Source organism: Paraburkholderia phenoliruptrix (assembly GCF_019511605.1).
GTDB classification, from domain to species: Bacteria; Pseudomonadota; Gammaproteobacteria; order Burkholderiales; family Burkholderiaceae; genus Paraburkholderia; species Paraburkholderia phenoliruptrix_A.
In genome coordinates, this window is sequence record NZ_JAEUAV010000030.1 from 16,778 (window position 1) to 40,757 (window position 23,980).

At 60.2% G+C, this 23,980-nt stretch carries 18 protein-coding genes; 10 read left to right on the forward strand and 8 right to left on the reverse strand.

Translation table 11 applies throughout. The features are described 5' to 3' along the window. Nucleotides 1-147: 147 nt before the first annotated feature. The 4 genes from JNB89_RS27005 to acnA all read right to left on the reverse strand — a co-directional run bounded on the left by JNB89_RS27005 (nt 148) and on the right by acnA (nt 9,198). Nucleotides 148-4,269, reverse strand: a complete 4,122-nt coding sequence (locus JNB89_RS27005) for a chemotaxis protein CheB (RefSeq protein WP_220364227.1) — start codon at nt 4,267-4,269, stop codon at nt 148-150. A gap of 584 nt (nt 4,270-4,853) precedes the next feature. Next, entirely contained in the window at nt 4,854-5,588 is a 735-nt protein-coding gene (locus JNB89_RS27010) for an ABC transporter substrate-binding protein (RefSeq protein WP_218741876.1), read from the reverse strand. A gap of 37 nt (nt 5,589-5,625) precedes the next feature. Then, the gene (locus JNB89_RS27015) at nt 5,626-6,519 is read right to left on the reverse strand and encodes a GntR family transcriptional regulator (protein ID WP_218741877.1); all 894 of its coding nucleotides are present in this window, start codon (nt 6,517-6,519) and stop codon (nt 5,626-5,628) included. Between the two features lie 54 nt (nt 6,520-6,573). After that, nucleotides 6,574-9,198, reverse strand: coding sequence for an aconitate hydratase AcnA (gene acnA / locus JNB89_RS27020; protein WP_220364228.1), 2,625 nt, complete (start codon nt 9,196-9,198; stop codon nt 6,574-6,576). 259 nt (nt 9,199-9,457) lie between these two features. On the opposite strand from acnA, the gene JNB89_RS27025 reads away from it, so the two are divergent. From JNB89_RS27025 to JNB89_RS27035, 3 genes are all read left to right on the forward strand, one after another. Further along, nucleotides 9,458-10,519 (forward strand): lactonase family protein, encoded by a 1,062-nt coding sequence (locus JNB89_RS27025; protein ID WP_218741879.1) that lies wholly within the window; start codon nt 9,458-9,460, stop codon nt 10,517-10,519. A gap of 55 nt (nt 10,520-10,574) precedes the next feature. Beyond that, a complete protein-coding gene (locus tag JNB89_RS27030; protein ID WP_220364229.1) occupies nt 10,575-11,909 on the forward strand; it encodes an MFS transporter in 1,335 nt (444 codons plus the stop codon). 92 nt (nt 11,910-12,001) lie between these two features. After that, on the forward strand, nt 12,002-13,228 hold the full coding sequence (locus tag JNB89_RS27035) for a porin (protein ID WP_220364230.1): 1,227 nt from the start codon (nt 12,002-12,004) through the stop codon (nt 13,226-13,228). A gap of 477 nt (nt 13,229-13,705) precedes the next feature. On the opposite strand, the gene JNB89_RS27040 is transcribed toward JNB89_RS27035, so the two are convergent. Continuing rightward, nucleotides 13,706-13,846 carry a hypothetical protein gene (locus JNB89_RS27040; RefSeq protein ID WP_218741882.1) on the reverse strand — a complete coding sequence of 47 codons (141 nt, stop codon included), beginning with the start codon at nt 13,844-13,846 and terminating at the stop codon, nt 13,706-13,708. A 94-nt stretch (nt 13,847-13,940) separates the two neighbouring features. Between JNB89_RS27040 and JNB89_RS27045 the strand changes: the two genes are divergently transcribed. Both JNB89_RS27045 and JNB89_RS27050 read left to right on the forward strand, forming a co-directional pair. Further along, nucleotides 13,941-14,567, forward strand: a complete 627-nt coding sequence (locus JNB89_RS27045; protein ID WP_220364231.1) for a TetR/AcrR family transcriptional regulator C-terminal domain-containing protein — start codon at nt 13,941-13,943, stop codon at nt 14,565-14,567. 732 nt (nt 14,568-15,299) lie between these two features. After that, nucleotides 15,300-15,503, forward strand: coding sequence for a hypothetical protein (locus tag JNB89_RS27050; protein WP_223216866.1), 204 nt, complete (start codon nt 15,300-15,302; stop codon nt 15,501-15,503). Nucleotides 15,504-15,512: 9 nt separating this feature from the next. Here the strand turns inward: JNB89_RS27050 and JNB89_RS27055 are convergent, their stop codons facing one another. The 3 genes from JNB89_RS27055 to JNB89_RS27065 all read right to left on the reverse strand — a co-directional run bounded on the left by JNB89_RS27055 (nt 15,513) and on the right by JNB89_RS27065 (nt 18,466). After that, entirely contained in the window at nt 15,513-16,430 is a 918-nt protein-coding gene (locus tag JNB89_RS27055; protein ID WP_220364232.1) for an ABC transporter substrate-binding protein, read from the reverse strand. Nucleotides 16,431-16,445: 15 nt separating this feature from the next. Beyond that, complete coding sequence (locus tag JNB89_RS27060) at nt 16,446-17,612, reverse strand: FAD-dependent monooxygenase (protein ID WP_220364233.1); 1,167 nt, start codon at nt 17,610-17,612, stop codon at nt 16,446-16,448. Between the two features lie 113 nt (nt 17,613-17,725). Next, nucleotides 17,726-18,466, reverse strand: coding sequence for a TetR/AcrR family transcriptional regulator (locus JNB89_RS27065; protein WP_220364234.1), 741 nt, complete (start codon nt 18,464-18,466; stop codon nt 17,726-17,728). Between the two features lie 316 nt (nt 18,467-18,782). Here JNB89_RS27065 and JNB89_RS27070 point away from each other — a divergent pair, with 316 nt between their 5' ends. The 5 genes from JNB89_RS27070 (at nt 18,783) to JNB89_RS27090 (ending at nt 23,964) form a co-directional block, all read left to right on the forward strand. After that, the gene (locus JNB89_RS27070) at nt 18,783-19,697 is read left to right on the forward strand and encodes a VOC family protein (RefSeq protein ID WP_220364235.1); all 915 of its coding nucleotides are present in this window, start codon (nt 18,783-18,785) and stop codon (nt 19,695-19,697) included. 30 nt (nt 19,698-19,727) lie between these two features. Then, complete coding sequence (locus JNB89_RS27075) at nt 19,728-20,729, forward strand: fumarylacetoacetate hydrolase family protein (RefSeq protein ID WP_220364236.1); 1,002 nt, start codon at nt 19,728-19,730, stop codon at nt 20,727-20,729. A gap of 7 nt (nt 20,730-20,736) precedes the next feature. Continuing rightward, nucleotides 20,737-21,660 carry a fumarylacetoacetate hydrolase family protein gene (locus tag JNB89_RS27080; protein ID WP_220364237.1) on the forward strand — a complete coding sequence of 308 codons (924 nt, stop codon included), beginning with the start codon at nt 20,737-20,739 and terminating at the stop codon, nt 21,658-21,660. A 65-nt stretch (nt 21,661-21,725) separates the two neighbouring features. Beyond that, nucleotides 21,726-22,526 carry a polysaccharide deacetylase family protein gene (locus JNB89_RS27085; RefSeq protein WP_220364238.1) on the forward strand — a complete coding sequence of 267 codons (801 nt, stop codon included), beginning with the start codon at nt 21,726-21,728 and terminating at the stop codon, nt 22,524-22,526. 64 nt (nt 22,527-22,590) lie between these two features. Next, nucleotides 22,591-23,964, forward strand: a complete 1,374-nt coding sequence (locus JNB89_RS27090; protein WP_220364239.1) for an MFS transporter — start codon at nt 22,591-22,593, stop codon at nt 23,962-23,964. Nucleotides 23,965-23,980: the final 16 nt, after the last annotated feature.

The window sequence follows — 23,980 nt, forward strand, 5'->3', positions numbered from 1 at the left end:
CGGGTCGTGAGTACGCACTGCCGACTGGCCGCTTCCGGGAAGCGGAATTCCACTGGCCGCTTTCCGGCGATGAATTTGAAGAGCGGGCTGACGCAGCCCGACCCTTAGCCGCCTCTCGGCTGCCATGTACGAATGTCCCTGTATCAGCTAGGAGCGGCCGTTCCTCAATCGCGAAAAGATATCCGCAACCGTCTGTAGGTTAAACGGCTTGGGCAGACACGCATCGCACCCGGCCTCTAGCGCGTGCTTTTCCTCCAGGGGGATCGGGCGTCCCGTCACCGCAATGATCGGAATGGCCTTGCAGGACGGCAGTGAGCGCAGCCGCTGCACAAGCGCATAACCGTCAAGATCGGGCAGTGTCACGTCAGTGATGACCAGATCGAGCTCTTGCCCTCCCGCTACCTCCAGGGCAGTCGTCGCATCGGCCGAAGTCGTGACGCGCGCTTCGTATAATGAGAACAGATCCGACATCGCGGCAAGCGAGTCCGGCGCGTCCTCCACGAGCAGGACACGGATGCCTCTGAAGACCGACAGATCCCCTGGCCTGTCCCCCGCGTGCCGGTGGCTGGACGATGAGTCAGCAGGCAGCCAGACCACAAAGCGCGAACCGCGGCCTGGGCCTGCGGACTGCGCTTCCACGCTGCCGCCGTGCAGCTGGACCAGTTGCTGCACGAGTGACAGGCCAATACCGAGCCCGCCCTTGCGGGCACGATGCAGCGCCGACGGCTCCTGGCGGAACATCTCGAAGATCGACCCGATTGCCTCGGGCGCGATACCGATGCCGGTATCACTCACCTCAAGGCGGACCCGTGACGACTCCGGCACGAGCCGCACGTCAATGTGTCCGCCGTTGGGAGTGAACTTCAATGCATTGCTCACCAGGTTCCAGACGATCTGCTCGAGGCGCACCGCGTCACCCCGGATAAGAACCGGCGTGTCGGGCAGGTCGAGCGTCAGCCTGATACCGGCCTGCTGCGCATCCAGCCCGACGGCGTCGGCGATCGAGCGGACGATTCCGGTGATATCCGTTGGTGCGAAATGCAGTGACAGTTTGCCGGTATTGACGCGCGAGAAATCGAGCAGATCATCGATGAGCTGCGCCTGGGTATTGACGGACTTCTGGATTGCATCCGCGACTTCCTGCACCGGGCCGATATGCCGCACTTCGGGCAGGCGCACCAGCATTTCCGCCTTCATGTGGATCAGGTTCAGCGGGTTCTTCAGCTCGTGTGAGAGGATTGCGATGAACTCGTCTTTCATGCGATTGAGTCGCTGCACCTCTGTGTGCTGCGTGCGCTCTTTTTCCAGCACCGCCTGTTGCCTGTTTTCGGCCAGCTTGCGACGGGTTGCATCATGGGCGATCTTGATAAATCCGGAAAAGCCGGGCACGTCAACGCGACTGAGAAAGCCACTGCAGAACAGCCGTTTATTGTCTTTTCCGACATGCCAGCGTTCGTCTTCCGCCCGCCCGGTCTGCGAGGCCCTTTGCCGTTCACCGTCAGGCACGCCGGCCGCGCGGTCCTCGGGCGTGAAGATGCAATCGAGCCGCTGGCCCAGCATCTCCTCCGGGGAAAAGCCAAACATGCGGGCTGCGCCGAGATTCCAGCTGACGATCATCCCGTCCTGGTCCAGTACGATGATGGCGAACTCGTGAGTCGCCTGTGCCGCCAGTTTCAGTTTCTCCGTGCTCTCACGCGCCCGGTCCTCGGCATTCTTCTGTTCGGTGATGTCGATAAGCGCCAGCACCGCGCCGTCGATCCGGTCGTCGTCGGTTCGGTAGGGGAGGACCCGCGCAAGGAAGCGGCGCCCGTCCCGGCTCGATACTTCCCGTTCGGTCTTTTTCAGCTGGCCGAATGCCGCACGCAGATCTTCGATCATTGCGGGATAGTCGAGCTTGTGCGTCAGATGCTGCAGCGGTCGGCCCAGATCGGTGGGGCGGACACTGAACAGCGTGTCAGCCGGCGCAGTGTAGCGTTTGATGTTGAGCTGCCGGTCCAGAAAGATGGTGGCGACACCGACCAGGGAGATCAGGTTCTGGAGGTCGTTACTGGTCCTGGCGGATTCGTCGACCTTCGCCATCAGTTCGGCGTTGACCGTAACAAGTTCCTCGTTAAGCGACTGCAGTTCCTCGCGGCTCGCCTCCAGTTCTTCGCTCGCTGAACGCAGCTCCTCATTCATCGCCTGCAGCTCTTCGTTGGAGGCCCTCAGCTCCTCGGCCGAACTCTGAGTCTCGTCCATCGAGTCACGCAGCCGCTCCTCGCTCCCCGCCAGGGCTCGTCTGAGCGAATCGACGGTAGTCTCGTGGTTTGCATCGGATAGCTCATTCCCGCTAACAGGCGGTAAGGTGACGACATCGCATATCAGGCGTAGCAGGGGGTGCTCATCCGAGGGAGCACGCAAGGGCCGTATCAGGAGGTCAACCGAAACCGTGCCGGCTGACGTCTCAAACGGAACGGCAGCCTGTTCACCGCGTTTGCCCGTGCGCACGATTTCTTCGATACGTTGGCGCAACGCGGGCCGGGCATCCTCGCGCACGATATCGAACAGGTTGGTGATTCGCGCGCCGCGATGATCATGAATCAGATGGATCGCGTTGGCAGAGCGCTGGACAATCAGGCCATCGGCACGTACGACGACGACGGGTGGCCCAAACGGTTCGGGAGCCCTTGTCAGGGTGGACAAAACGGATTCAATGACCGGCGTGCGGTCCGCAATGTTGAAGAATACCGGCTCTGCCGTCAGCTCGCGCGCAGGAAGGACCGGGAAGGCAAGAACGCTGCTTTTTGCTGTATGCGGCAGCGCTTTATAGATCTTTTTGTGCTTGTCTACCGGCGCGAAAAGCTCGGTTGCGAAATCGGCCGATTCCGCACTGCCCAGGAAAAGGTAACCGCCCGGGCGCAGGGAAAAATGGAGGGTCTCCAGTACACGGCTCTGTGCGCGCCGATCCAGATAGATCAGCATGTTGCGGCACGAGACGAGATCCATACGCGAGAATGGCGGATCGCGCAGAATATTGTGCGGCGCGAAAATCACCGTATCGCGCACGGATTTGACGAGCCTGTAACGGTCGCCATCCGGATTGAAGAACTGCGCAAGCCGGGCGGGCGTGACGTCGTTACTGATAGCGCGCGGATAGCTGCCAGTGCGGGCGACCGCGATCGCATGCTCGTCGATATCGGTCGCGAACACTGTGACCTGAGGACGGTGAGGCAACTTTCGCGCTGCCTCACTTAACAGGATCGCAATCGAGAAGGCCTCTTCGCCGGTCGCGCAGGCAGGCACCCAGGCCCGCACTTCGTCCCGTCCCTGAAGCAGCCTGATAAGCTCGGCATTAATAGCGTTCTCCAGCGCCTCGAACGCCTCGGGGTCGCGGAAAAAGTTGGTCACGCCGATCAGCAGGTCCGCAAGCAGCTTCGGAGTTTCTTCCACGTTATCGTTCAGAAATCCGCGATACGCGTCTACGGTCGTGAGGCGGTTGACCTGCAGGCGCCGCTCGATCCGGCGCAGTATCGTGCCGCGCTTGTAGTTGCTGAAATCGTGGCGGGTACGCTGTCGCAGGACATCGAGCACATCGTCGACAGGGTCTCCGCGCTTAGCGGGCATGTCAGAGTCCGATACCTCCTCGCCATCGTCTGACGGGGCCGGCAGTTCGATCCTTTGCGCATTCTGGACCAGCGCGAGCAGCCGCGGAGCGATTTCGGCCACCGGCAGGATGAAATCCACGTTACCGGTCGCAATGGCGCTTCGAGGCATGTCCTGGTATTGCGCTTCCTCAGGCTGTTGCGCGATGGTAATGCCGCCCTGTTCCCGCACGCGCGCAATGCCGATTGCCCCGTCGGAACCCGAACCGGACAGAATGATGGAGACCGCACGCGCGCCGTGCGCCTCGGCGAGGCTGCGGAAGAAAACGTCGATACTGGTTGGCGGAAAGCGCGGAGCCTCAGGCTCGCGCAGGCGCAGGTAGCCGTCCACCATCGAGAGCTGTTTGCCGGGCGGGATAACGTACACATGGTCCCGTTCGAGCGGAACGGGCGCGGTTACCTGCCGGACCGGAAGCCCCGTAACGTGCTGGATTACATCGTGCGCGTGGCTGATGTGGTCGGGAGAGAGGTGCAGGACGACAACGAACGCGACGCCCGGCGACGGCGGCACCGCTTCAAAGAAACGTAGCAGCGCCTGCACGCCGCCGGCTGATGCGCCGATGCCGACGACGGCAAAAGCGGGACCGGCGTGCCGTACGCCGGCCTGCTCGGTTAATGCGCGAGTCATGCTCTTCTCCACGGTGGGGCAGCCCTTGAACCGAGTATACCCGCGCCGAAGCCGGTCACCCTGGCCGGATCGTGCAAGTTAATGTACGGCAGACGCCTAGGATATGATAGCAATGCGCGGTGCAATACCGGCACCTCCGCCACAGGGCGCATCTTCAGCGGCGTCTGCGACGGCACACTCGGGCCAGGCTGGCTAATCGACGTCAGGCCGACCGACATTTGACGTTCAGATACGCGCGGGCGGCTCGTATGTCACCTACGTGATGCACAGCGGTCGGTCGAGGGCGGAAGGCTAGCGTCTCTTCATGGCCGATCGGGTGAGGTCGCCAACGGCCGCTTATCGGCACTCCACTCCGCAAAACCTGGATTTGGCTGGCTGACCGGTTCGGAGAAACTTATCTGACCGGAGTGGGTCGACTGCTGCCCGAGGCGGACGATCAACGGCCCACGACACGCCGGCCACGCGCTATCGGACCGGGTTCGGCCATCACCAGTCATCCGACTGCGCGAGGCTGATGACCGCTTTCAAAAGTGAAGCGGCCGTACTCTCGCATTATGCCGCGTCTCGAGGGATCCAATCCGGGACTATGCTGTTGGCGCAACCGACGCCCCGACGATTCCATGCCGTTCCAGTGCGTCCGCGACAAACCCTGAAGCCTTCATCTCTTCGACGTACGCACCTAACGCCGCTGCGGCCGCCGGGCCCCGGCTTTTCGGTGTGCCCATCGCCTGCTGGATGACCATGAATCGTTGATCGAGCAACCGGAGTCCGCTCGCCTTCTTCGCGTCTGCTTCGAGCTGTTGCTTCACTCCCGCTGCGACTTCGAGATTCTGTTCGAGGAACGTGTGCACGACTGCGGGCGAAGTTGGCGCGCGCACGATCTGTGCGGCCTTCAGTTCCCGCGTCAGAAACAGGTCGTACGCGCTGCCTTTGCCTACAGTGACGCGATTATGCGGCTGATCGACATCTGCGTTAGTCTTCACAGGCGAACCGTCGCGAACAAGGTAGAAGCCTTCGATCAACACATACGGCGCGGTGAATGCGATCGTCTCGCCGCGCAATGGATCGATGGCGAAGAAGCCGAAGTCCGCGCGCTCTTCGCTGACGGCCTGAACCGATTTGCCTGCGGCATCGAAGACGATCAGTTCAAGTTCGACACCAAGCTGCGCGGCAAACGCGCGTGCGAGATCGACGGATACGCCGAACGGCTCGCCAGTTTCCGCGCTCTTGCTCGCGAGAATCGGATTGCCGAGATTGATCGATGCGCGCAGCTTGCCCGTCGGCGTGAACGCGGTGACAACGGATGAATCGATGGTCATGGATGCTTTCGTTGCGACCGCGTTTTCAGGCTGCGGTCTAGGATTCAAGAATCTCGCTGATGCGCGAGAGGGCGTCGAGCGTATGCAGCAGATGTTCGCGCATGGCTTCAGACGCTTCTTCATTGCGCTCGTGTTCGAGCAGTTCGAGCAGATGCAAATGCTGCTTCGCATGTTCGACGTAGCGTTCGCGATGCTGCATCGAACGGTACGACAGCAGACGACGCACGCGGTTGACGCGCTTGATCGTGTCGATAAAGAAGCCGTTTCCCGACGCCTCGACCAGCGACTCGTGAAACCGCACACCGCGATCATGCAACTGGTCGGCCGTATCCGTTTCGATGCCGCCCGCGAGCAGATGCTTCTCGACCTCGCGGCAGCGCTCCAGCACCTTGCGTTCGAGCCGGTAGCCGGGTTCCAGCAACGCCGCCGGTTCGAGCGCAAGCCGCAGCCGGTACGACTTCAGCAGGCTGTCAGGCGTGGTCAGCATCGGAGAAAACTGCCAGCCATAGCCCGGCTTGCGCTCCGCCCAGCCTTCCTGCGCGATGCGTCCCATTACGGCCGTCAATTGCGCGCTCGTCAAACCATAGCGATTACGGATCAATTGCTCGGAGAATTCATCGGGCAACTGGCCTTTCAGACGGTCGTCCGCGATCTGAAAATACACGCTGGTCACGATATCCGTTTCGGCGAGGCCCAGCTCGTCCACGACATCCGCGAGCGGCTCGACGACAGGCTTGGCGACAAAAAAACCGCGATTCTTCTCGCGCGTCAGGATGCCTTTCTCATGCAGCAAGGCCAGCGCCTCGTTGACGGGCGAGCGCGACACGCGCAGACGGTCGGCCAGCATTTGCGCGGGCAGATGCGCGCCGGCGTCGAGTCCTTCCGTCTTGATCAGTTCAACAATCTGGGTCGCAATGGATCGGTCGATCATGTGAGTCGTGCCTTCTGCTTTCTGCTTATCGCGTGAACGCAGCGGCGGCCGGTCTCAAGCCTCCTGCGTCAGCAAACTTTTCTGCAATATCAGCGGGATCACGCCGCCCGAACGCAGCAGCGTGCATTCGAGTTGTGTTTCGACGGCCGCCGTCGCCTCGATGAGTTGTACGCTGCCGTTCGCGCGAACCACGCGCACGGCAATCTTGCAACGAGGCGACAGCGTATCACCCGCGGCGTCGACGTCGAGCTTATCACCCGGCTGAAGATCGAGTGTATCGGGGTTGGTGCCGGACGCAAAGCGCAGCGGCAGGATGCCCATGCCGATCAGATTCGATCGATGGATGCGCTCGAAACTCACGGCCAGCACCGCGCGGATGCCGAGCAGCCGCTGACCCTTGGCCGCCCAGTCGCGCGACGAACCCGTGCCGTAGCGCTCGCCCGCGACGAGCACGACAGCATCGCCGTCCTGCTGATAGCGCTGCGCCGCTTCGAAGATCGGCAGCACGTCGCCGCTTGGCACATGCAGCGTATGCGCGACGGGCATGCCGGGGCGAAGGCGGTTAACGAGTGTCCGGTTATAGAAGGCGGCGCGCACCATCACCTCCCAGTTGCCGCGCCGCGACGCGAACACGTTGAGATCGTCGCGGTCGTCGCCGCGCGCTGCCAGGAAATCGGCGACGTAGCTGTCTTTAGGAATCGCACTGGCGGGGGAGATGTGATCGGTCGTCACGTCGTCGCCGAGCACGAGCAGCGGATAAGCGGTGTAATGCCCCAACTGGCTGCCCTCTGCGACCGACGCGAACGGCGGGCGGCGCAGCGCCGTCGATGCCGGATTCCACGGAAAGCGCGCACCGTCCGGCGCGTCGAGATCGTGCCAGGCGGGGTTGCGGCTCGCGAGCGTGAAGGCGCGCGGATAGTCGTGCGGATTGGCGGCTGCTTTGACGACTTCGGAGACTTCGTCACGCGTCGGCCAGAGATCGCGCAGATAGACGGACTTGCCATCGGCTGTCTGCTGGATCGGCTCGGCGCTCAGGTCGCGTTCGGCGTCGCCCGCAAGCGCGAAGGCAATTACGAGCGGCGGCGACATGATGAAGCCGAGATCGAGGTCGGGATGAATGCGGCCCGGGAAATTGCGGTTACCTGACAGTATCGCGACGGGATAGATGCTCTTTTGCGCGAGCGCTTCGCGAATCGGCGCCGTCAACGGCCCCGAGTTGCCGATGCAGGTCGTGCAGCCATATCCGACGATATCGAAGCCGACGGCCGACAAATCGTCGATCAGCTTCGCGCGATCGAGATACGCGGCGGCCGCAGGCGAGCCCGGCCCAAGCGATGTCTTGACCCACGACGGCACCTTCAGGCCCAAGGCGCGAGCCTTGCGCGCAAGCAGACCGGCGGCGATGAGCAATGCGGGATCGGACGTATTCGTGCAACTGGTGATCGCGGCAATTGCGACGGGATGTTTCGGCATCGACGGATGATGCTGCGCCGGCTCGAACGCAAGTTTTGCGAGCGTTGCCGCCGTCTGCGAGTAATCGAGCAGATCCTGCGGACGGCGCGGCCCGGCGATATGCATACCGATACGGCCGAGATCGATCTCGATCATGCGCGTGAAGCGCGGCTCCGCTTGCGGATCGAACCAGAGACCTGCGCGCTGTGTGAACGCTTCGACGAGCTTGATGGACGTCTCGGAACGGTTCGTCGCGCGCAAATAGTCGAGCGTGTGTTGATCGATGGGGAAAAAGCCCGTCGATGCGCCATATTCCGGCGCCATGTTCGCCACGACGGCGCGATCGCCCGCGCTCAGCGTCGCGACACCGGGACCGAAGAACTCGACGAACTCACCAGAGACGCCAATCGCGCGCAGCCGCTGCGTCACGGTCAGCGCGAGATCGGTGGCGAGCACGCCCGGCCGCATCGCGCCCGTCAGCCGTACGCCGATCACGTCGGGAATGCGCTGCATCACCGGCATGCCGAACATCACCGTCTGCGCTTCGAGTCCGCCCACGCCCCAGCCCAGCACGCCGATTCCGTTGATCATCGGCGTATGGCTGTCGGTGCCGATCAGCGTATCGGGCACGGCCCACTGCTCGCCATCGCGTTCGACTGTCGTGACGAGGGTCGCCAGCTGCTCCAGGTTGATCGTATGCATGATCCCCGCGCCTGGTGGATGGATGCGCACGCCCTTCAACGCCTTCGACGCCCAGCGCAGGAAACGGTAGCGCTCCGCATTGCGCCGCAATTCGAGCGCGAGATTCTCAGGCGCCGCGTCCTTTTGCGCGAAGTACTCGACGGCGAGCGAATGATCGACGGACGAATCGACGGGCAACACGGGATGGAGCAGCGCCGGGTCCGCACCCGCTTCCGCGAGTGCGTCGCGCATCCCGGCAATGTCGACCAGCGCAGGCGTGCTCGTCGTGTCGTGCATCAGCACGCGGTTGGGCTGGAACGCGATCTCGGCTTCGCTCGTCGCGCGCGCGGTCCACGCGAGGATGCCATCGACCGCTTGCCGCCGTTCGTTGCCTTCCATGTTGCGCACGACGTTCTCGAGCAGCAACCGCATGACGACAGGCAATTCGCGCAGCCTGTCGCCGAACAGCCCAGGCAGATCAACGTAGCGATACGACACGCCGTCTACGTCCAGGCGGGCTTCATTGGGGCAGTAAGTGTTTTCCATGACTGTATTGTTGCACTTTTCCAGGTAAAAATGCAATCTAGTGCAAACCCCAGATATAACAATGCGGAGACATCACGTGAAGAAAACCGGCCATGACAGGCGTGTTTCGCCAGACGAAGCGGCCCCCGACAGAGCCCGGCGGCGCATCGTTCAGGGCGCAACGGCGCTCGGTGTGCTGGCTGCCGTCGGGCCCGTCGCACCGTCGGTTTTCGCGGAGGAACCGGCGTTGCGCCAGACAGATCTCAAAGGAAGGAAACCCATGTTTGCTTATGTCGGATCGCGGACGACCCGCGAACGGAATGCCCACGGCGAGGGCATCAGCGTCTATCAGGTCGATACGGAAACGGGTTCGCTCGAACTCGTCCAGCTCGTCAAAGACCTCGTCAATCCCTCGTTCCTCGCGCTGAGCCGCAACGGCGGGCGCCTTTACACCGTGCATGGCGACATGAGCGACATCAGCGCCTTCAAGGTCGACAGGGCAACGGGCAAGCTGACGTTTCTGAACCGGCAAAGCACGCAGGGCAAGAACCCCGTGCATCTCGCGATCGATCCGACGGGCCGCCATGTCGTCGTGTCGAACCATATTGGCGCGAGTCTCGCCGTGCTGCCCATCGCCGAGGATGGTTCGCTGCAGGAATTGACCCAACTGGTTCACCTCGAAGGGCCGATCGGCCCGCATCGCGTCGAGCAGAAGCAGGCCAAGCCGCACTTCAATCCGTTCGATCCGACGGGCGAATTTGTCATCGTGCCGGACAAGGGACTCGACCGCGTTTTCACGTTCCGTTTCAAGGACGGGCAACTGACGCCCGCCGCGCCTGCGTTCGTCGTATCGCGCGAGACGTCGGGGCCGCGTCACGTCGCGTTCCATCCGAAGGGGACGCACGCGTATGTCGTCAACGAACTCGATTCGACCGTGACGACGTATCGCTATACGGCGAGCAACGGCGAACTGGTGCCCGTGCAGATCGTGTCGTCGTTGCCCGATACGTTCACGGGCAACAGCCGCGCATCGGAGATCGAAGTGGACCGCACGGGACGCTTCGTTTATGCATCGAATCGTGGCTTCGACAGCATCGCGGTGTTCCGCATCGATCAGGCGACGGGCCACCTCGCTTTCGTCGACGCCGAGCCGACGCTAGGCCGTACGCCGCGTTTCATGACGGCTACGCCCGATGGGCGCTTCATGTACGCGCTGAACGAAGACAGCGACACGATCGTCGCGTTTTCAGTGAACCCGACCACGGGACAACTCAAGCCGACGGGTTTTTCCACCCAGTCGGGTAGCCCCGTCTGCATGGTGTTCTCGCAACATCACGCGTAACCCGCAAGTCTGATTTCAAGGAACCTGGCGGGCGCGCCCGCCGGTGGAGACATACATGCAAGCCAAGCCAGTCACGCAGGCCATCGACGAGCGCGCGCTCGTCCGCAAGATCGCCTGGCGGATCATTCCGTTCGTTTTCATTCTGTACATCATTTCGTATCTGGACCGCGCGAATATCGGATATGCCGCGTTGCAGATGAACCGCGACCTCGCGTTGAGCAGCGAAGCGTTCGGTTTCGCGTCAGGCATCTTCTTCATCGGGTATTTCCTGTTTGAAGTGCCCAGCAACGTGATGCTCAACAAGTACGGCGCGCGCGTGTGGATTGCGCGCATTCTCGTGACGTGGGGCATCGTCTCCGTCATCTCGGCGTTTGCGCAGAACGCGACTCAACTTTATGTACTGCGCTTTCTGCTCGGCGTCGCGGAAGCGGGCTTCTTCCCCGGCATCATCGTCTATCTGACGTACTGGTTTCGCGCGAAGGAACTTGCAACGACGGTCGCGCTTTTCACCGCGGCGATCCCCGTGTCGTACATCATCGGCGCGCCGTTGAGCACGTGGATCATGGACAGCGTCCATTGGTTTGACTGGAGCGGCTGGCGCTGGATGCTGGTGCTGGAAGGCGCGCCGGCGCTGATCGGCGGCATTTTGTGCTTCGTCTATCTGACCGACAAGCCTGCCGACGCCAAGTGGCTCAGGCCAGAAGAGCGCGAGTGGCTGCTGAACGAACTGGCCAACGACCGTAAAGCCCACCCGAATGCCAAACATCTGAGTGCATTCAAGGTGATGGCGAATCCGAAAGTCTTGTACCTGTCGTTCATCTACTTCGTGTATCAGTGCGGAAGCCTGGGCGTCGGCTACTGGATGCCGCAGATCATCAAGGGCTTTTCGAAGACGTTGAGCCATACGCAGGTCGGTCTCATCGCGATGATTCCCTACGTATTCGCGACGATCGTGATGGTGGCGTGGTCGCGCAGTTCGGATCGTCATAGCGAACGGCGACTGCATTCGGCGATTCCGCTTGCCGTCGCTGCGCTTGCGCTGCTCGGAGCCGGACTCGCGACTAACCCTTATGTCTCGATCACGATGATCAGCCTGAGTCTCGCTGGGCTGTACGCGTTCAAGTCGCCGTTCTGGGCGCTGCCGACGCTGTTTCTCACGCGTTCGACGGCGGCGGTATCGATCGCCGTGATTAACTCGGTCGGCAATTTAGGCGGCTTTGTTGGACCGTTTGCGATTGGTTACATCAAGGGTTCAGGACAGAGCGCCACGCCGGGCCTGCTGTTTCTTGCGGCACTGCTGGTCGCCTCTTTTCTGATGACGTTCTTCATCCGCATCAACGAGCAGCGCGCAACCGATGCACATGGCGCCGTTGCCAATCAAAGTCACTAAACGCCAGCTGTGATTTAGGGGAGTCGGGTCCACGCGCCAGACGTCCCTCAATCCTGGCATAACAAGAAAGCTTTCCAGAGGAGATTTATTCAATGAAGAAGTCAGCAGTACAATTAGTCATACTTACCACTATGACGGGGTCGGCTTACGCCCAAAGCAATGTCACGCTGTACGGCATTATCGACAGCGGCCTGAACTACACGAACAACGTGCAGACGGCGAGGACGGCGACGGGACTCGCAGGCGGACATCAGATTGCGATGATCGAAGGTGGCTCGGCAGGCCTGCAGGGCAGTCGATGGGGTTTGAGAGGCAGCGAGGACCTTGGCGGTGGACTCAAAACGATCTTCGTGCTGGAAAGCGGCTTCTATAGCAACAACGGCGTGATGAACCAGGGTGGCGCGCTGTTCGGGCGTCAGGCTTATGTCGGGCTCAGCAATCCCGTTGGAACGGTTACGCTAGGCCGCCAGTACGATCCCGTCGTGGATCTGTACGGACCGTTTCTCGCCGCGCCGCAATGGGGCGGCTACATGAGTTCGCATCCCAGTGACCTCGACAACGCGCTGAACTCGCGACGCATCAACAACTCGATCAAGTTCCGCAGCGCAAACTACCGCGGGCTTACTGTCGAAGCGATGATGAACCTCGGCGGCACGCCAGGTTCGTTTTCGAGCAACTGGATCTGGGGCGCGGGCGCCGCCTATGCGAACGGCCCGTTTTCGATCGGCGCCGGCTACCTGAATATCCGCAACCCAAACACGTCGTTCTTCGGTGCGAATCCCAATGCGGGACCGGCCACCACGAACAACCTCGGCAGCTTCGGCAGTGCGACGAGCCCAGAAAGCAACCCAGTGTTTGCCGGTTACGCGTCGGCGAACCGGCTCGAGATCGCCGGCTTGGGTGCAGGCGTGACGCTAGGCTCGCTCAATGTGAACCTCGCCTATTCCAATACGCGTTTCGAGGATATGGGCTCGTCATCCGGCCCAAATCCACTGCGCTATCGAGGCACGGCCGCTTTCAACAACGCCGAAATCAATGCGAAGTGTCAGTTCACCCCATCGCTTCTCGCGGGCGTTGCGTACGACTACACGCGCAACGGCGGCGCGGGTGGCAAAGGTGGTGCGAACTACAACCTGTTCAGCGCGGGCGTCGATTATTTCCTGTCGAAGCGCACAGATGTCTACACCATCGCGGTCTATGAGAAGGCGAGCGGGACGGACTCTCTCGGGCAGAGCGCCGTTGCGCAGATCACGGGTTTGACGCCTTCGACAACCGATAAACAGGTCTCGCTGCGGGTCGGGATTCGCCACAAATTCTGATCGTCTGCTTTCAAGGCCTACCGTGATTGATCGTAAGGCGGGATGCTGATCGCGCTCGAAGAGCTGTTGTCATTGCGAGATTGGGCCCGCGACGATCACTGACACCCGGGCAAATTCTTGGGCCAGGGATAACTCGACTGTCGCTTAGAAGCGCCGAGCGGACCGAGCATTGCGGAACTCATCAGGTGCGGCGCATCTCTGCGTCGCACGCGTCTCCTCTCAGAATCTCCCGAATGCTGTGAACGTCAAACGTTAGCTATGCATCGTCTGTAGGACGATTTTTGGGCGATCCGTTTGTTAAGCCCTGCTCGTCGGTCCATCCATCGAACGTCGAATCTAATTTTCAGTTTTCAGGGGGCGACTGTATACCGAACTAGCAATGCAGGGGCTCACTGTACACACAGGCTTTCCCCGATCATGTGACTTTCTCTCCCCGCACCGAAGCAACGCAGTCGCATGCCGCCTTTTGGACCGCTTTCAGTGTCTAAGCCACGTGACGAGGAAGTACAGCACAACTATTGCAATGGCCATCGACGAAAAGTACGCAATCGGAAAGCCAAGATAAGTGTCCCACCACCGAAGGGGCTGGGGCTTGCGGGCTTTTTTAATCCGTTTCATGACACCTCCTGGTTATAATCGAACTGACGGGTTCGATTTTGGATTGTAACATTGAGGGAGCAACGCGGACCAGTGGTTCGACTGTGAGGAGTTCGTGCGGACGAAGACGGATAAAAAGCGATCGGAAATATTGGAAGCGGCCACCGCTGTGTTTTTGAAGAAGGGTTTTGAGGCGACCCTCATGTCGGAGGTGAGTGAGGAGGCCAAGTGCTCAAAGGGGACCCTGTATAGCTACTTCGAGTCGAAAGAAGAGCTTTTCTACGCTGTTGTCATCGCCGCCACATCGCCTGGCGCCGAGAGCGTTCTTGAGGGTTGGGCTGCAAGCGCAGAGGAATTCGAGGTCCAGCTGCGAACGTTCGGGCTGGAACTTGTAAGGGAGGTCTATTCGCCAAGATTTCAGGCCGTCCGACGTCTGGTCTTTCTGGCGCCATCTACAGGCGAACTTGGCCAGACAATCTACGACCGGGCAGTCAGGCCATACTTGGATCAGACAGCCCGGCTTCTCGCACTGGCAATGGAGGCTGGCCATCTGCGCCGCGACGATGCAGCCGTTGCAGCCTGTCATCTCTGCGGCCTGCTGGAGTCGGAACTCCTGCTCCGTTTTCTGCTTCACGCCTTGGGTGATCCAAGTCCGGACGAGCTGGACGCCGTTGCGAATCGAGGTATTACAGCCTTCCTGGCTGCTTACCGCCCGAGCGATTGCGACCACCCCCACAAGTGATCCGAGCCTGTATTGCCGCGCAAAGCTTGACCCCAAATGTGGCGTCACTGTCCGAAGTTCGACTATCAAACGCCGTTCCGCGCGGTACCACCGCTGACTGTTCAGGGTCGGGCTGCGTCAGTCCGCTCTTCGAACTGATAGCTGGAAAGCGGCCAGTGGAATTGAGCTCCCGGAAGCGGCCAGTCGGCGGTGCGTACTCCCGACCCACTCCGGTCAGATAAGTTTCTCCGAACCGGTCAGCCAGCCAAATCCAGGTTTTGCGGAGTGGAGTGCCGATAAGCGGCCGTTGGCGACCTCACCCGATCGGCCACATCCGGTCATTCATGTCATCGGCGACACGGACATTCGAAAGACAACTCCAGACAGATAGCGGACGCTGAGCCTCCGCTGAGACAAGTCACCACGAGTGGAGGGGCCGGAAAATAGGCAGTTGGACGTTCTCTGTGGCGGGGGCGCTTTGTTGTCTCCTTTAGATGACGCGCTAGCAGTTGAGGGCAACGTTCTCCGCAATCATGCGCAGCCCATATGCATGAATGTACATAGCCTCCACATCGTAGTTTCTGTCAGTTCTGTGTGCTGGCGGCTGATATGTTCGTTCAGTCGTCCCTGTGTGATTTTCCACCGTCAAAGCGGCAACAAGATAGTTCATGTTCGACTGCTAGGATCTACGACACTTCGTCGCAATTCAGTCCGGAACAATCACTCGCGAGAGCGCCCGGCATCTGAAGATCGATGATGCGACCGTCGCGCGCAGAATCGCTTCTGTCGAACCGGTCCCTCGAACTCACGCTCGTTGACCGCTACCCACGCGCCTATGTACTGACGGAAGAGGGTGAACGCATCGCCGAACGGGGCAGGCGAATGAAGGAAGAGTGGTTTGCGGTCGAGCGAGCCGAGGCGGTGATGCGCCGTGACAACCGGCTATTGTCGGTCTGACCCGGCTTTTCAAACCACTAGCGACGCGATGGCTACCAACAGCAACGTCTCGTCGATCTGCGCTTGGCTGAACGTTCGGGCGTCCGAAGGCTCGAACGTTCGTCGCAGCTCGAGGACAGTTGCTACACCTGCGGGATCGAGTCGAGCATCGCGTGTCAGCCCGGATCTTCCATCTGCAAGTGCAGAGAGCGTCGCGCGCGCCACGTCGATATCTAACTGCAGTTGGCTCTGCAATAGCAACAGGTTTCGCTCCGCGGATGCCGGATCAAATACGCGACGCAGTCCCTTCAAATAAGCGACGAGGTACCGCTTGACGATCTCTTGGTTATGGTTCACCCACGAGCGCATGCCGAACAGGGCTGTCGCCTGATAACTGCCGAGGATTTCGACGAGGCTGCCAAGACTTCTGTAACCATCTTGACGGGCGATGATGGAGAACGGGGGGTTAAGAATGGATGCCGAAAAGTCGGGGTTCTGCCGCAATGCGTCCAGTCGTTTAAACGTCGCACCGATGGGATGCACGCCGTAATCCGTGTCGGGCGCAAGCCCTTCGCGAGCCAATGCGGCCTTCATTTGCAGCGCATACGCGGTGTCGGGAGCATCGACAATGACAGTTTTGCCGCGCAAATCCGCAGCGCACCGAATAGACGGTTGGACGAAAAGTTCGTTGAAACCGCTGTCGCCGCCGGCCAAGACCAATACGTCGTGGCCTGCCTTTTCATACATCGCGACGGCGTTGTCGACAGCGGTATGCGCGAGATCGAAATCGCCATCTGCGAGGCCAGACCTGAGTTCCTCTGATGTCTTGGTAAAAAGAAGCTCGACTTGCAAGCCTTCCTGCGCGAAGAATCCCTCCGCGAGGGCGATTGAGATCGGAAGGTTCTGCGCACCGGGGAAGACTTTGACGCGGAGGTGTTGGGAATGCATGTCCTGTCAGCGCCCTTAGATCGGTTCGGCCAGAAAGCCTTCATGCGGACGAGCCTGAGGCGTCGTCGACGAGAAAGCGGTACGGAATCTCTCGTTTCTGGCGGCGCACTGCTCGGGGTCGCTCAGTTGCCCTTCCCCTCCCACCTTCCGAGAGAATTCCTGAACGAACTTGCAGCGCGGCAACCTGCGCCGCATGAACCCGTCCAAGGCAGCCGCGAGTGGCTGATCCTTCGTTATCTCGTCTGCGATGACGCAGGCGTCCTCGATCGCCATAGTCGCGCCCTGAGCGATATGCGGGCCGGAGGCATGAGCCGCGTCGCCAATGAGAAGCGTTCGGCCCTTGTACCAAGGAGCGGGAAGAATCACTTCCTCAATCGCCGTATAGACGATCGTCGAAGCCGCGTTCAGCCCATCGTTGACGCTTTGTATCCGACGGCCGTCGAACTGATCCAAGCGGTCTTTCAATGCCGGAAGAAGCTCCGATGCCTCAAACCAATGACCCGCAGGCTCGTTCGTCACTAACAGCAGATACATCGAGTCGTCGGTAAGCGGCACGAGCCCGGCCTTCGCTCCCACACCGTAGTGAATGCTCTGAAAAGTGTGATCAACAGGACGCCGCACGGTTACGCGCCAGACACCATGCCCTGTGTATACCGGCTGGATTTCGTCGCCGAACAACATCGCCCTCGTTCGTGAGCGGATGCCGTCTGCGCTCACAACGAAGTCGTAGGTGCCGGTGCTTCCGTCAGAGAACCGTACGTCGACACCGCTGTCATGGTTCAAGAGGTCAGTTACCGTTAACCCCATTCTCGCGTTCGCGCCCGCGCTGTCTGCCGCGTCGGCCAAGATCCGATGGAGCGCGGGCCGCGGCAGAAAGTTGACTGCTGGGCGATGCTCGTCCGCGATACGGCGCATTTTCAACCGAGCCAACTCATTTTCGTGCGCGTCGTAGTACACGTAGTCGTCGGTCTGAAAGCCTGCAGACATGCACGCATCCATCAGCCCCAAAGAATCAAGCGCGCGAAGCGCGTTCCCGGGCTGGATGATGCCAACCCCAAGTGCGTTATGCGCCGACTTCTGCTCGATAACGTCAACTTGCAAGCCGCGCTGCCCCATTGCGGTGGCACAAGTGAGCCCGCCGATGCCGCCGCCGATGATAAGTACCTTTCGAACTGATGTCACGAATGTCTCTCCCGTCCCAATGATCGCTGCCGCGCTCAGATAATTCCTAATTAAAGGAATTGTGCCGCGAACTTTTAGTGGCGCACATCAGGGTTTACTCCGCGTCCGGGAGATCAGGTGGGCGGAGGGGCGTCAGATGCGGCGAGGGAGCCGCCCATTTCGGACTCTGGCGTTTTCTCGCGCGAGAGCCCGTTCATCAGCAGATCGACAACGAAAGTGACGTAGCTTTCGACAAGCTCTTTATCGACCGGCCGACCGCACAAGGCCTCCACGAGCGGTCGAGCGGAAACGAAGAACTCACACATTCCGATCATGGCGACGTTGAGGAAGCGTGGGTCAACGTTTCTGAGACTGTTGTCGCCGCTGCCGTGAAGTAAATCAACTGTTAGCGCGAGCCCGCGCGCCGCAGTCATCTCCAGCGCCTCCCGGGCTTGGGGTGTGTCCGCTTCGAACATGCGTTCGACTACGAGCCGGTGGAAGCTCGGGTGCCTCTCTTGTTGCTCGATGGCCGTGTTAATTCGCCGCTTCAGCCGCTCTTGCGTGGTGCCGTGCAGGTTCATCAGCGTCCTGTGGGTCTGCTGTCGCTCCGCCATTAGGCGCGACACCACCGCCGTGTAGAGACCATCCTTTCCGCCGAAGTAGTAGCGCACTAGGGCCGGATCGACGCCCGCATGCTCGGCGATCTGGATAACGGTCAAGGACTCAGGTGCGCGAGTGCGAAGCAGTTCTATCGCCGCATCCACGATTCCCTCCGCACCGATCCCGGACTCGGGTGCGGGGCGGCCCTTGTTGCGCCCGCGACGGGGAGCGGACGCCTGTTCTGATTTGGTCGTCGCCTTATCACTGTTTGTCATTTCGTCTAACGTAAAAGTCAATCGTGGGACTTTCTATCCTACCCAGCGGAATTATACGGATGCGCGCACGGATGTGCGCAAAGCATTCCGGCACGGGAGAGTGGCCTCGGGAAAGTCCCTAGAGAGCGCTTTTTTTCAGTCATGGCGCACCGGGGTCCGCCTTGACACCCGCACCAGATAAGGAAGTTATGGTGGTCCGCTTTTTGGGCCGGATCGCGTCGGCACAAGACGCTCGCAAAGGCAGCGTCTGTCGCGTTGACAATTCCTACATACGGGAATAACGTGCTGTCCAACACAACACGATGGAGCAATGCTGATGAGCCCCGACTTCAAAATTGTCGGCTTGCAAGGACTGACGTTCGGCGTGGACGACTTCGACGCCGCTTTGCGCTTCCTGCAGGACTGGAACCTCCGAGCACTGACGGTCGGATCGGACAGCGCCAGCTATGAGACTGAGGAAGGCGCGCGCATCACGATTCGCCGCTTTGATGACCCTGCGCTGCCCAGCGCGGCGGGCGGCAAATCGACCCTTCGCGAGCTTTTGTGGGCTGTCGAGTCGGAGGAAGAGCTTGCCAAGATCCGGTCCGAGCTGGAGAAGGACCGAGGCGTGTCGGTCGAGGACGGGGTAGTTCGCGTCATAGAGGAGAACGGCTACACCCTGGGATTCACCGTCTCGCAGCTGCGCCAGTTGCCGACAGCCAAGGCGGACGTCAATTTTCCTGGAGCGCCGGTCCGAGTCAACCGGGCGGTTGACTTCACGGCTCCCCCCACAGTTCGGCACCTCGGCCATGTGGCGGTTTTCGCGCCGAATTTCGAGGAAGCTTTGGCTTTTTATACGACGCGCCTCGGCTTCCGCGTTTCCGACATTTACCCCGGGCGAGGAGTGTTTCTTCGCGCGGCGGGCTCCCACGATCACCACAACCTGTTCCTCGTTTCTCGCGGGGACATGATCGGCTTCCACCACATGTCGTTCGAGGTCAGCGACTTCCACCAGGTAATGAACGGTGGGCGCTTGATGGAAAAGAACGGCTGGAAGACCCAGTTCGGCCCCGGTCGGCACACGCTCGGCTCGAATTACTTCTGGTACTTCCACACGCCGTTCGGCGGCGCATCCGAGTACTACTCGGACATGGACTACCTCGACGACAACTGGGAAGCGCGTTCTTGGGAATACTCCCCGGATATCATCGCCGCCTGGACCGCGCAGGTTGGGAAAACGTCATCCCACTGACCCCTTCGCAACACTGGATACCGATCAGATATGTTTAAGTTAGCGAACTACAGCCAGCCTGGCGCGCGCCGCTTTCCGGGCATGGTTCTGGAAACAGGCGAGATACTCAATATTCCCGAGATCGCGTCACGTGAAAGCGCTCGTTCCCGCCTGTTCGAAAAACTCGCGGCGTGTGCGTGTATCGATGACCTCTTGCTCGAATGGGATGAGTCGTTCGAGGCGCTCGTCGAACTGGCGACGCTGTACTCCGACGGCAAGCTGGAAAAGGCAAGCGTTGATAGCAACGATCTCTCAATCGCGGCGCCCGTCTCCCGCCCCGGCAAGCTCGTGTGCCACGCACAGAACTATGCCGACCATGTTATGGAAATGCGGCGCTCACAGTTCGGCGTCACCAATGTCGATCTGTCGAAAGATTTCATGGGCGAGAAGTCGAAGACGTGGCCATACGCGTTTCTGAAGGCACCGAGCGCCATCGTAGGACCTTACGATGATATCGAACTCCCCGATGGTCATCCGCAGATCGATTGGGAAGCGGAGATGGCCGTCGTCATCGGCAGACGCGGAAAGCGAATTACCGAGGGAAGCGCGATGGCCCACGTGGCCGGCCTCGTCACTTTCAATGACGTGTCATGCCGGGACAATCAATGGCGTCCTGATCGGGTGACCTTGCGTTCGGACTGGTTCGCCGCGAAGAGCTTCGACAGCTTCGCACCGACCGGGCCGTACCTCGTGCCGATCGCGTTCGTGAAGAACTATATGGACCTTCGCATCACCTTGAAGGTGAACGGCGAAGTGATGCAGGACGGCAGCACGGCCGGCCTGATCTTTTCGCCCGAGGAGCAGATCTCCTTCTTCTCCAAGTCAATGACGTGGTTCCCCGGTGATGTGTTGGCGACTGGCACCCCGGCAGGCACCGGTCAAGGGCTCGGAAGATACCTTTCTCCCGGCGACATCGTTGAAACTGAAATTGAAGGCCTCGGCGCGCAGAAGAATCGGTGCGTTCCGCAGCCTGTAGAAACAAGCACACTCTGAGGAAATTATGAAACTGGTTAGCTTCTCTGTTGAAGACGGCGCGGTCAAGGGCGGACTGTGGTTTGAAAACGGCGTGCTGCCCTTCGATGCGGCCGCGGCGATCATTGACTCTTCCGATCTCGACTTGCATTCGGCGAGCGTGCTGAACGTTGTGTGCTCCGCTCAGTCCGTGATTGACCGACTCACCGAACTCGACCATGAGGTCAAGTCGGGTGGCCACTCCGACCAGCTCCTGCCACTCGACTCACTTAAGCTCTTGGCACCCATTCCCCGGCCGGCGAAGAACATCTTCTGCGTGGGACGCAACTATCTCGATCACGTCAAAGAGGGCTATAAGGCCCGAGGCACTGAATTGAAGGTCCCGGAATTCATTCAGTTGTTCAGCAAGCCGCCGACGACTGTAATCGGGACCGGCGCCGACATTCGGTATGACGAGCAGCTGACGCAAAAGCTCGACTATGAAGCGGAACTCGGTTTGGTGATCGGCAAGTCAGGACGCGACATTCGTCCCGAGAACGCGCTCGAGCATATCTTCGGCTACACCGTCATCAATGACGTGACTGCCCGTGACCTGCAGCGCGCGCACGATCAATGGTTCAAAGGCAAGGGTCTGGATACGTCGTGCCCAATGGGCCCGTGGATTGTGACCAAGGACGAAGTCGGCGATGCTCAGAATCTTGACATTCGCTGCACTGTCAACGGCGAGGTCCGCCAGAGTTCCAACACCGCGATGATGATCTTCAAGCTTCAAACCATCATCGCCGAGCTTTCGCGCGGCCTGACGTTAGAAGCGGGCGACATCATCGCCACCGGAACGCCGTCCGGGGTGGGCTATGCGATGGAGCCGCCGCGTCTTCTTAACGTGGGTGATGTTGTTGAAGTCTCGGTCAGCGGCGTCGGCACCATCCGCAATACCGTCGTTGCTGCCTGACGAGATCTGAGGAGACACAAACCATGCGTAAGAACTCACAAGCGTTTCGCGAAGGCCATCCCCCGGTGAACATCTCGGTGAACGTCATGCTTGAAGGCTGGGGCGATAACGAAGCGCCGGGCCTCGGGCCGATGGGCAATCCGTTACGCGCTGGCGTTCTCGACCTGCAGGCGCGGTCGTGGGCCGCCTACGGCCCGAAAGAAGGCGCGTGGAGGTTGCTGGACCTTCTCGCCGCGAGAAACGTCAAGGCGTCGTTCTATACGAGCGGGATCGTTGCAGAGCGATATCCTGACCTTCTGCGCGAAATCGCGAATGCGGGGCACGACGTGTGCGGCCACAGCTGGACGCAAAACACGCTTCCTGCCTACCTCGACGGGGAGGCCGAACTCGCAGACATTCAACGATGCACGCAGGTCATCGAAGCGGCGTCCGGCAAGGCTCCCCTCGGCTGGATCAGCCCGAGATGCACGCCGAGCGCGGTGACCTCGGAACTGCTTGCCAAAAGCGGATATCAATGGCATGCGGACATCTTCGACGCTGACTTGCCGTACTCGATGCAGTTCGGCGACCACAGAATCGTCGCCCTGCCTTTTACGATGGAGATCAATGATCTGCCCATGAGCGTGCGATACGGGAACGAACCGTCAGCCTTCGCGGCATCCGTCAAGCACACGTTGACAAACTGGCATCGTATCGGCAGCCCCGAAACGTGCGTCGATGTGACGGTGCACGCGCACGTGTACGGCCGGCCGGCTGGCGCGATTGCCCTGGACGAAGCGTTGGAGTTCATCGCTTCTTGCCCTGAGATCGCATCCTACACGTCTCACTCTGAGTTGGCGGACCTCGAAGCGTCCCGTGAACGATAGGCAATCGCTGTTTTACTACTACCGCGTAAGCGGATGCAAGCTGGACTTGTTGTGTGGAGGAGACATGAAATCAATGCTGGCGGAGCATCCGTCACTGGCCCTACAACGACGCATCGAGGCGCTGAAATTCACGAAGCTGCACCGCCGAGCGCGCGTGGTGATGGGAACTGCGACGTTCTTCGATGCCTTTGATGTGCTCGCAATTGCTTATGTAATTCCGGTTCTCATTCCGTTGTGGCATCTCGGTCCGAAGGATATTGGCTTACTCATTTCGGCAAGCTTCGTCGGTCAAATCTTCGGCGCAATTTTCTTTGGCTTTCTTGCCGAGCGCATCGGTCGCGTTCCGAGCGCCGGGATCTGTATCGCGATCATGGGTGTAATGGGTATCGGCTGCGCATTTGCCGGAAGCTTCCAGACACTCTTCGCGTTCCGAGTGCTCCAGGGAATCGGGATGGGTGGCGAAGTGCCCGTTGCTGCGACGTACATCAACGAGTTATGCAGCGCTCACAAGCGTGGCCGCTTCTTCCTCTTTTATGAGGCGCTGTTCGTGATCGGTCTTGTCGGGGCTGCTGCAATGGGCACTTTAGTGGTACCCACGCTCGGCTGGCGTGCGATGTTTCTCATAGGCGCAATCCCGGCACTCCTGATCCTCATAGGCCTGCGCACGCTCCATGAGTCGCCCCGCTGGCTTATTGAGAAGGGCAAGCTGGCAAAAGCGGACGGCGTGATTCGAGCATTCGAGAAAGCCGGCGCGCCGAACGCTGCGGACGTGCGGTCCGATGTCCAGTACAGCGACGCGACACCGGCTAGCAGCGACCGCCCCCGATCGTCGTGGAAGGAACTGTTCTCGAAGCAGTACCGTCGTCGCACCTTCGTAGTGTGGGGGCTATGGGTCTGCGTGTATTTCGTGAACTATGGACTGAATACTTGGCTGCCCACGGTGTATCGCACGGTCTACGGCTTCTCACTCGAGGACGCCCTTCGTGCGGGTCTTGTGACTAACATTTTCTCGGTATTTGCAGTCATTCTATGCGCGACGTTCGTTGACCGGCTAGGCAGAAAGGTGTGGTTCCTGCTCGCTTTTTCGTGCGCGGCGACGCCTTTGCTGGTGCTTGCCACCTCGCATACGCCGCCGGCGGCCATGGTGCTGATACTCACGACCCTTAGCTTTGCCTTTGTGACGACAAATTCGATGATGGTCTACCTCTACACTCCGGAGATCTATCCAACGCGGATTCGCGCAGCGGCGACGGGGGTGGCTAGTTCGATGCTGAGGGTATCAGCAGCGATCGGTCCGGTAGCCGTCGGATTTGCATTGAATGTTTATGGTGTTTCTGCTGTCTTTTTGTTGTTTGGGGCAGTAAGCGTGATCGGAGCAATCCTGTCTTTCCTGGTAGTCGAAACCCGGAACAGAACACTCGAGGAAATTTCTCAATAACCGCATGAACGAGGCC

What these genes read in the sequence shown, in the direction of transcription:
- JNB89_RS27005 (WP_220364227.1), bottom strand. Translation starts at nt 4,269, where the DNA reads ATGACTCGCGCATTAACCGAGCAGGCCGGCGTACGGCACGCCGGTCCC.
- JNB89_RS27010 (WP_218741876.1), bottom strand. Translation starts at nt 5,588, where the DNA reads ATGACCATCGATTCATCCGTTGTCACCGCGTTCACGCCGACGGGCAAG.
- JNB89_RS27015 (WP_218741877.1), bottom strand. Translation starts at nt 6,519, where the DNA reads ATGATCGACCGATCCATTGCGACCCAGATTGTTGAACTGATCAAGACG.
- acnA (WP_220364228.1), bottom strand. Translation starts at nt 9,198, where the DNA reads ATGGAAAACACTTACTGCCCCAATGAAGCCCGCCTGGACGTAGACGGC.
- JNB89_RS27025 (WP_218741879.1), top strand. Translation starts at nt 9,458, where the DNA reads ATGTTTGCTTATGTCGGATCGCGGACGACCCGCGAACGGAATGCCCAC.
- JNB89_RS27030 (WP_220364229.1), top strand. Translation starts at nt 10,575, where the DNA reads ATGCAAGCCAAGCCAGTCACGCAGGCCATCGACGAGCGCGCGCTCGTC.
- JNB89_RS27035 (WP_220364230.1), top strand. Translation starts at nt 12,002, where the DNA reads ATGAAGAAGTCAGCAGTACAATTAGTCATACTTACCACTATGACGGGG.
- JNB89_RS27040 (WP_218741882.1), bottom strand. Translation starts at nt 13,846, where the DNA reads ATGAAACGGATTAAAAAAGCCCGCAAGCCCCAGCCCCTTCGGTGGTGG.
- JNB89_RS27050 (WP_223216866.1), top strand. Translation starts at nt 15,300, where the DNA reads ATGATGCGACCGTCGCGCGCAGAATCGCTTCTGTCGAACCGGTCCCTC.
- JNB89_RS27055 (WP_220364232.1), bottom strand. Translation starts at nt 16,430, where the DNA reads ATGCATTCCCAACACCTCCGCGTCAAAGTCTTCCCCGGTGCGCAGAAC.
- JNB89_RS27065 (WP_220364234.1), bottom strand. Translation starts at nt 18,466, where the DNA reads ATGACAAACAGTGATAAGGCGACGACCAAATCAGAACAGGCGTCCGCT.
- JNB89_RS27070 (WP_220364235.1), top strand. Translation starts at nt 18,783, where the DNA reads ATGAGCCCCGACTTCAAAATTGTCGGCTTGCAAGGACTGACGTTCGGC.
- JNB89_RS27075 (WP_220364236.1), top strand. Translation starts at nt 19,728, where the DNA reads ATGTTTAAGTTAGCGAACTACAGCCAGCCTGGCGCGCGCCGCTTTCCG.
- JNB89_RS27080 (WP_220364237.1), top strand. Translation starts at nt 20,737, where the DNA reads ATGAAACTGGTTAGCTTCTCTGTTGAAGACGGCGCGGTCAAGGGCGGA.
- JNB89_RS27090 (WP_220364239.1), top strand. Translation starts at nt 22,591, where the DNA reads ATGAAATCAATGCTGGCGGAGCATCCGTCACTGGCCCTACAACGACGC.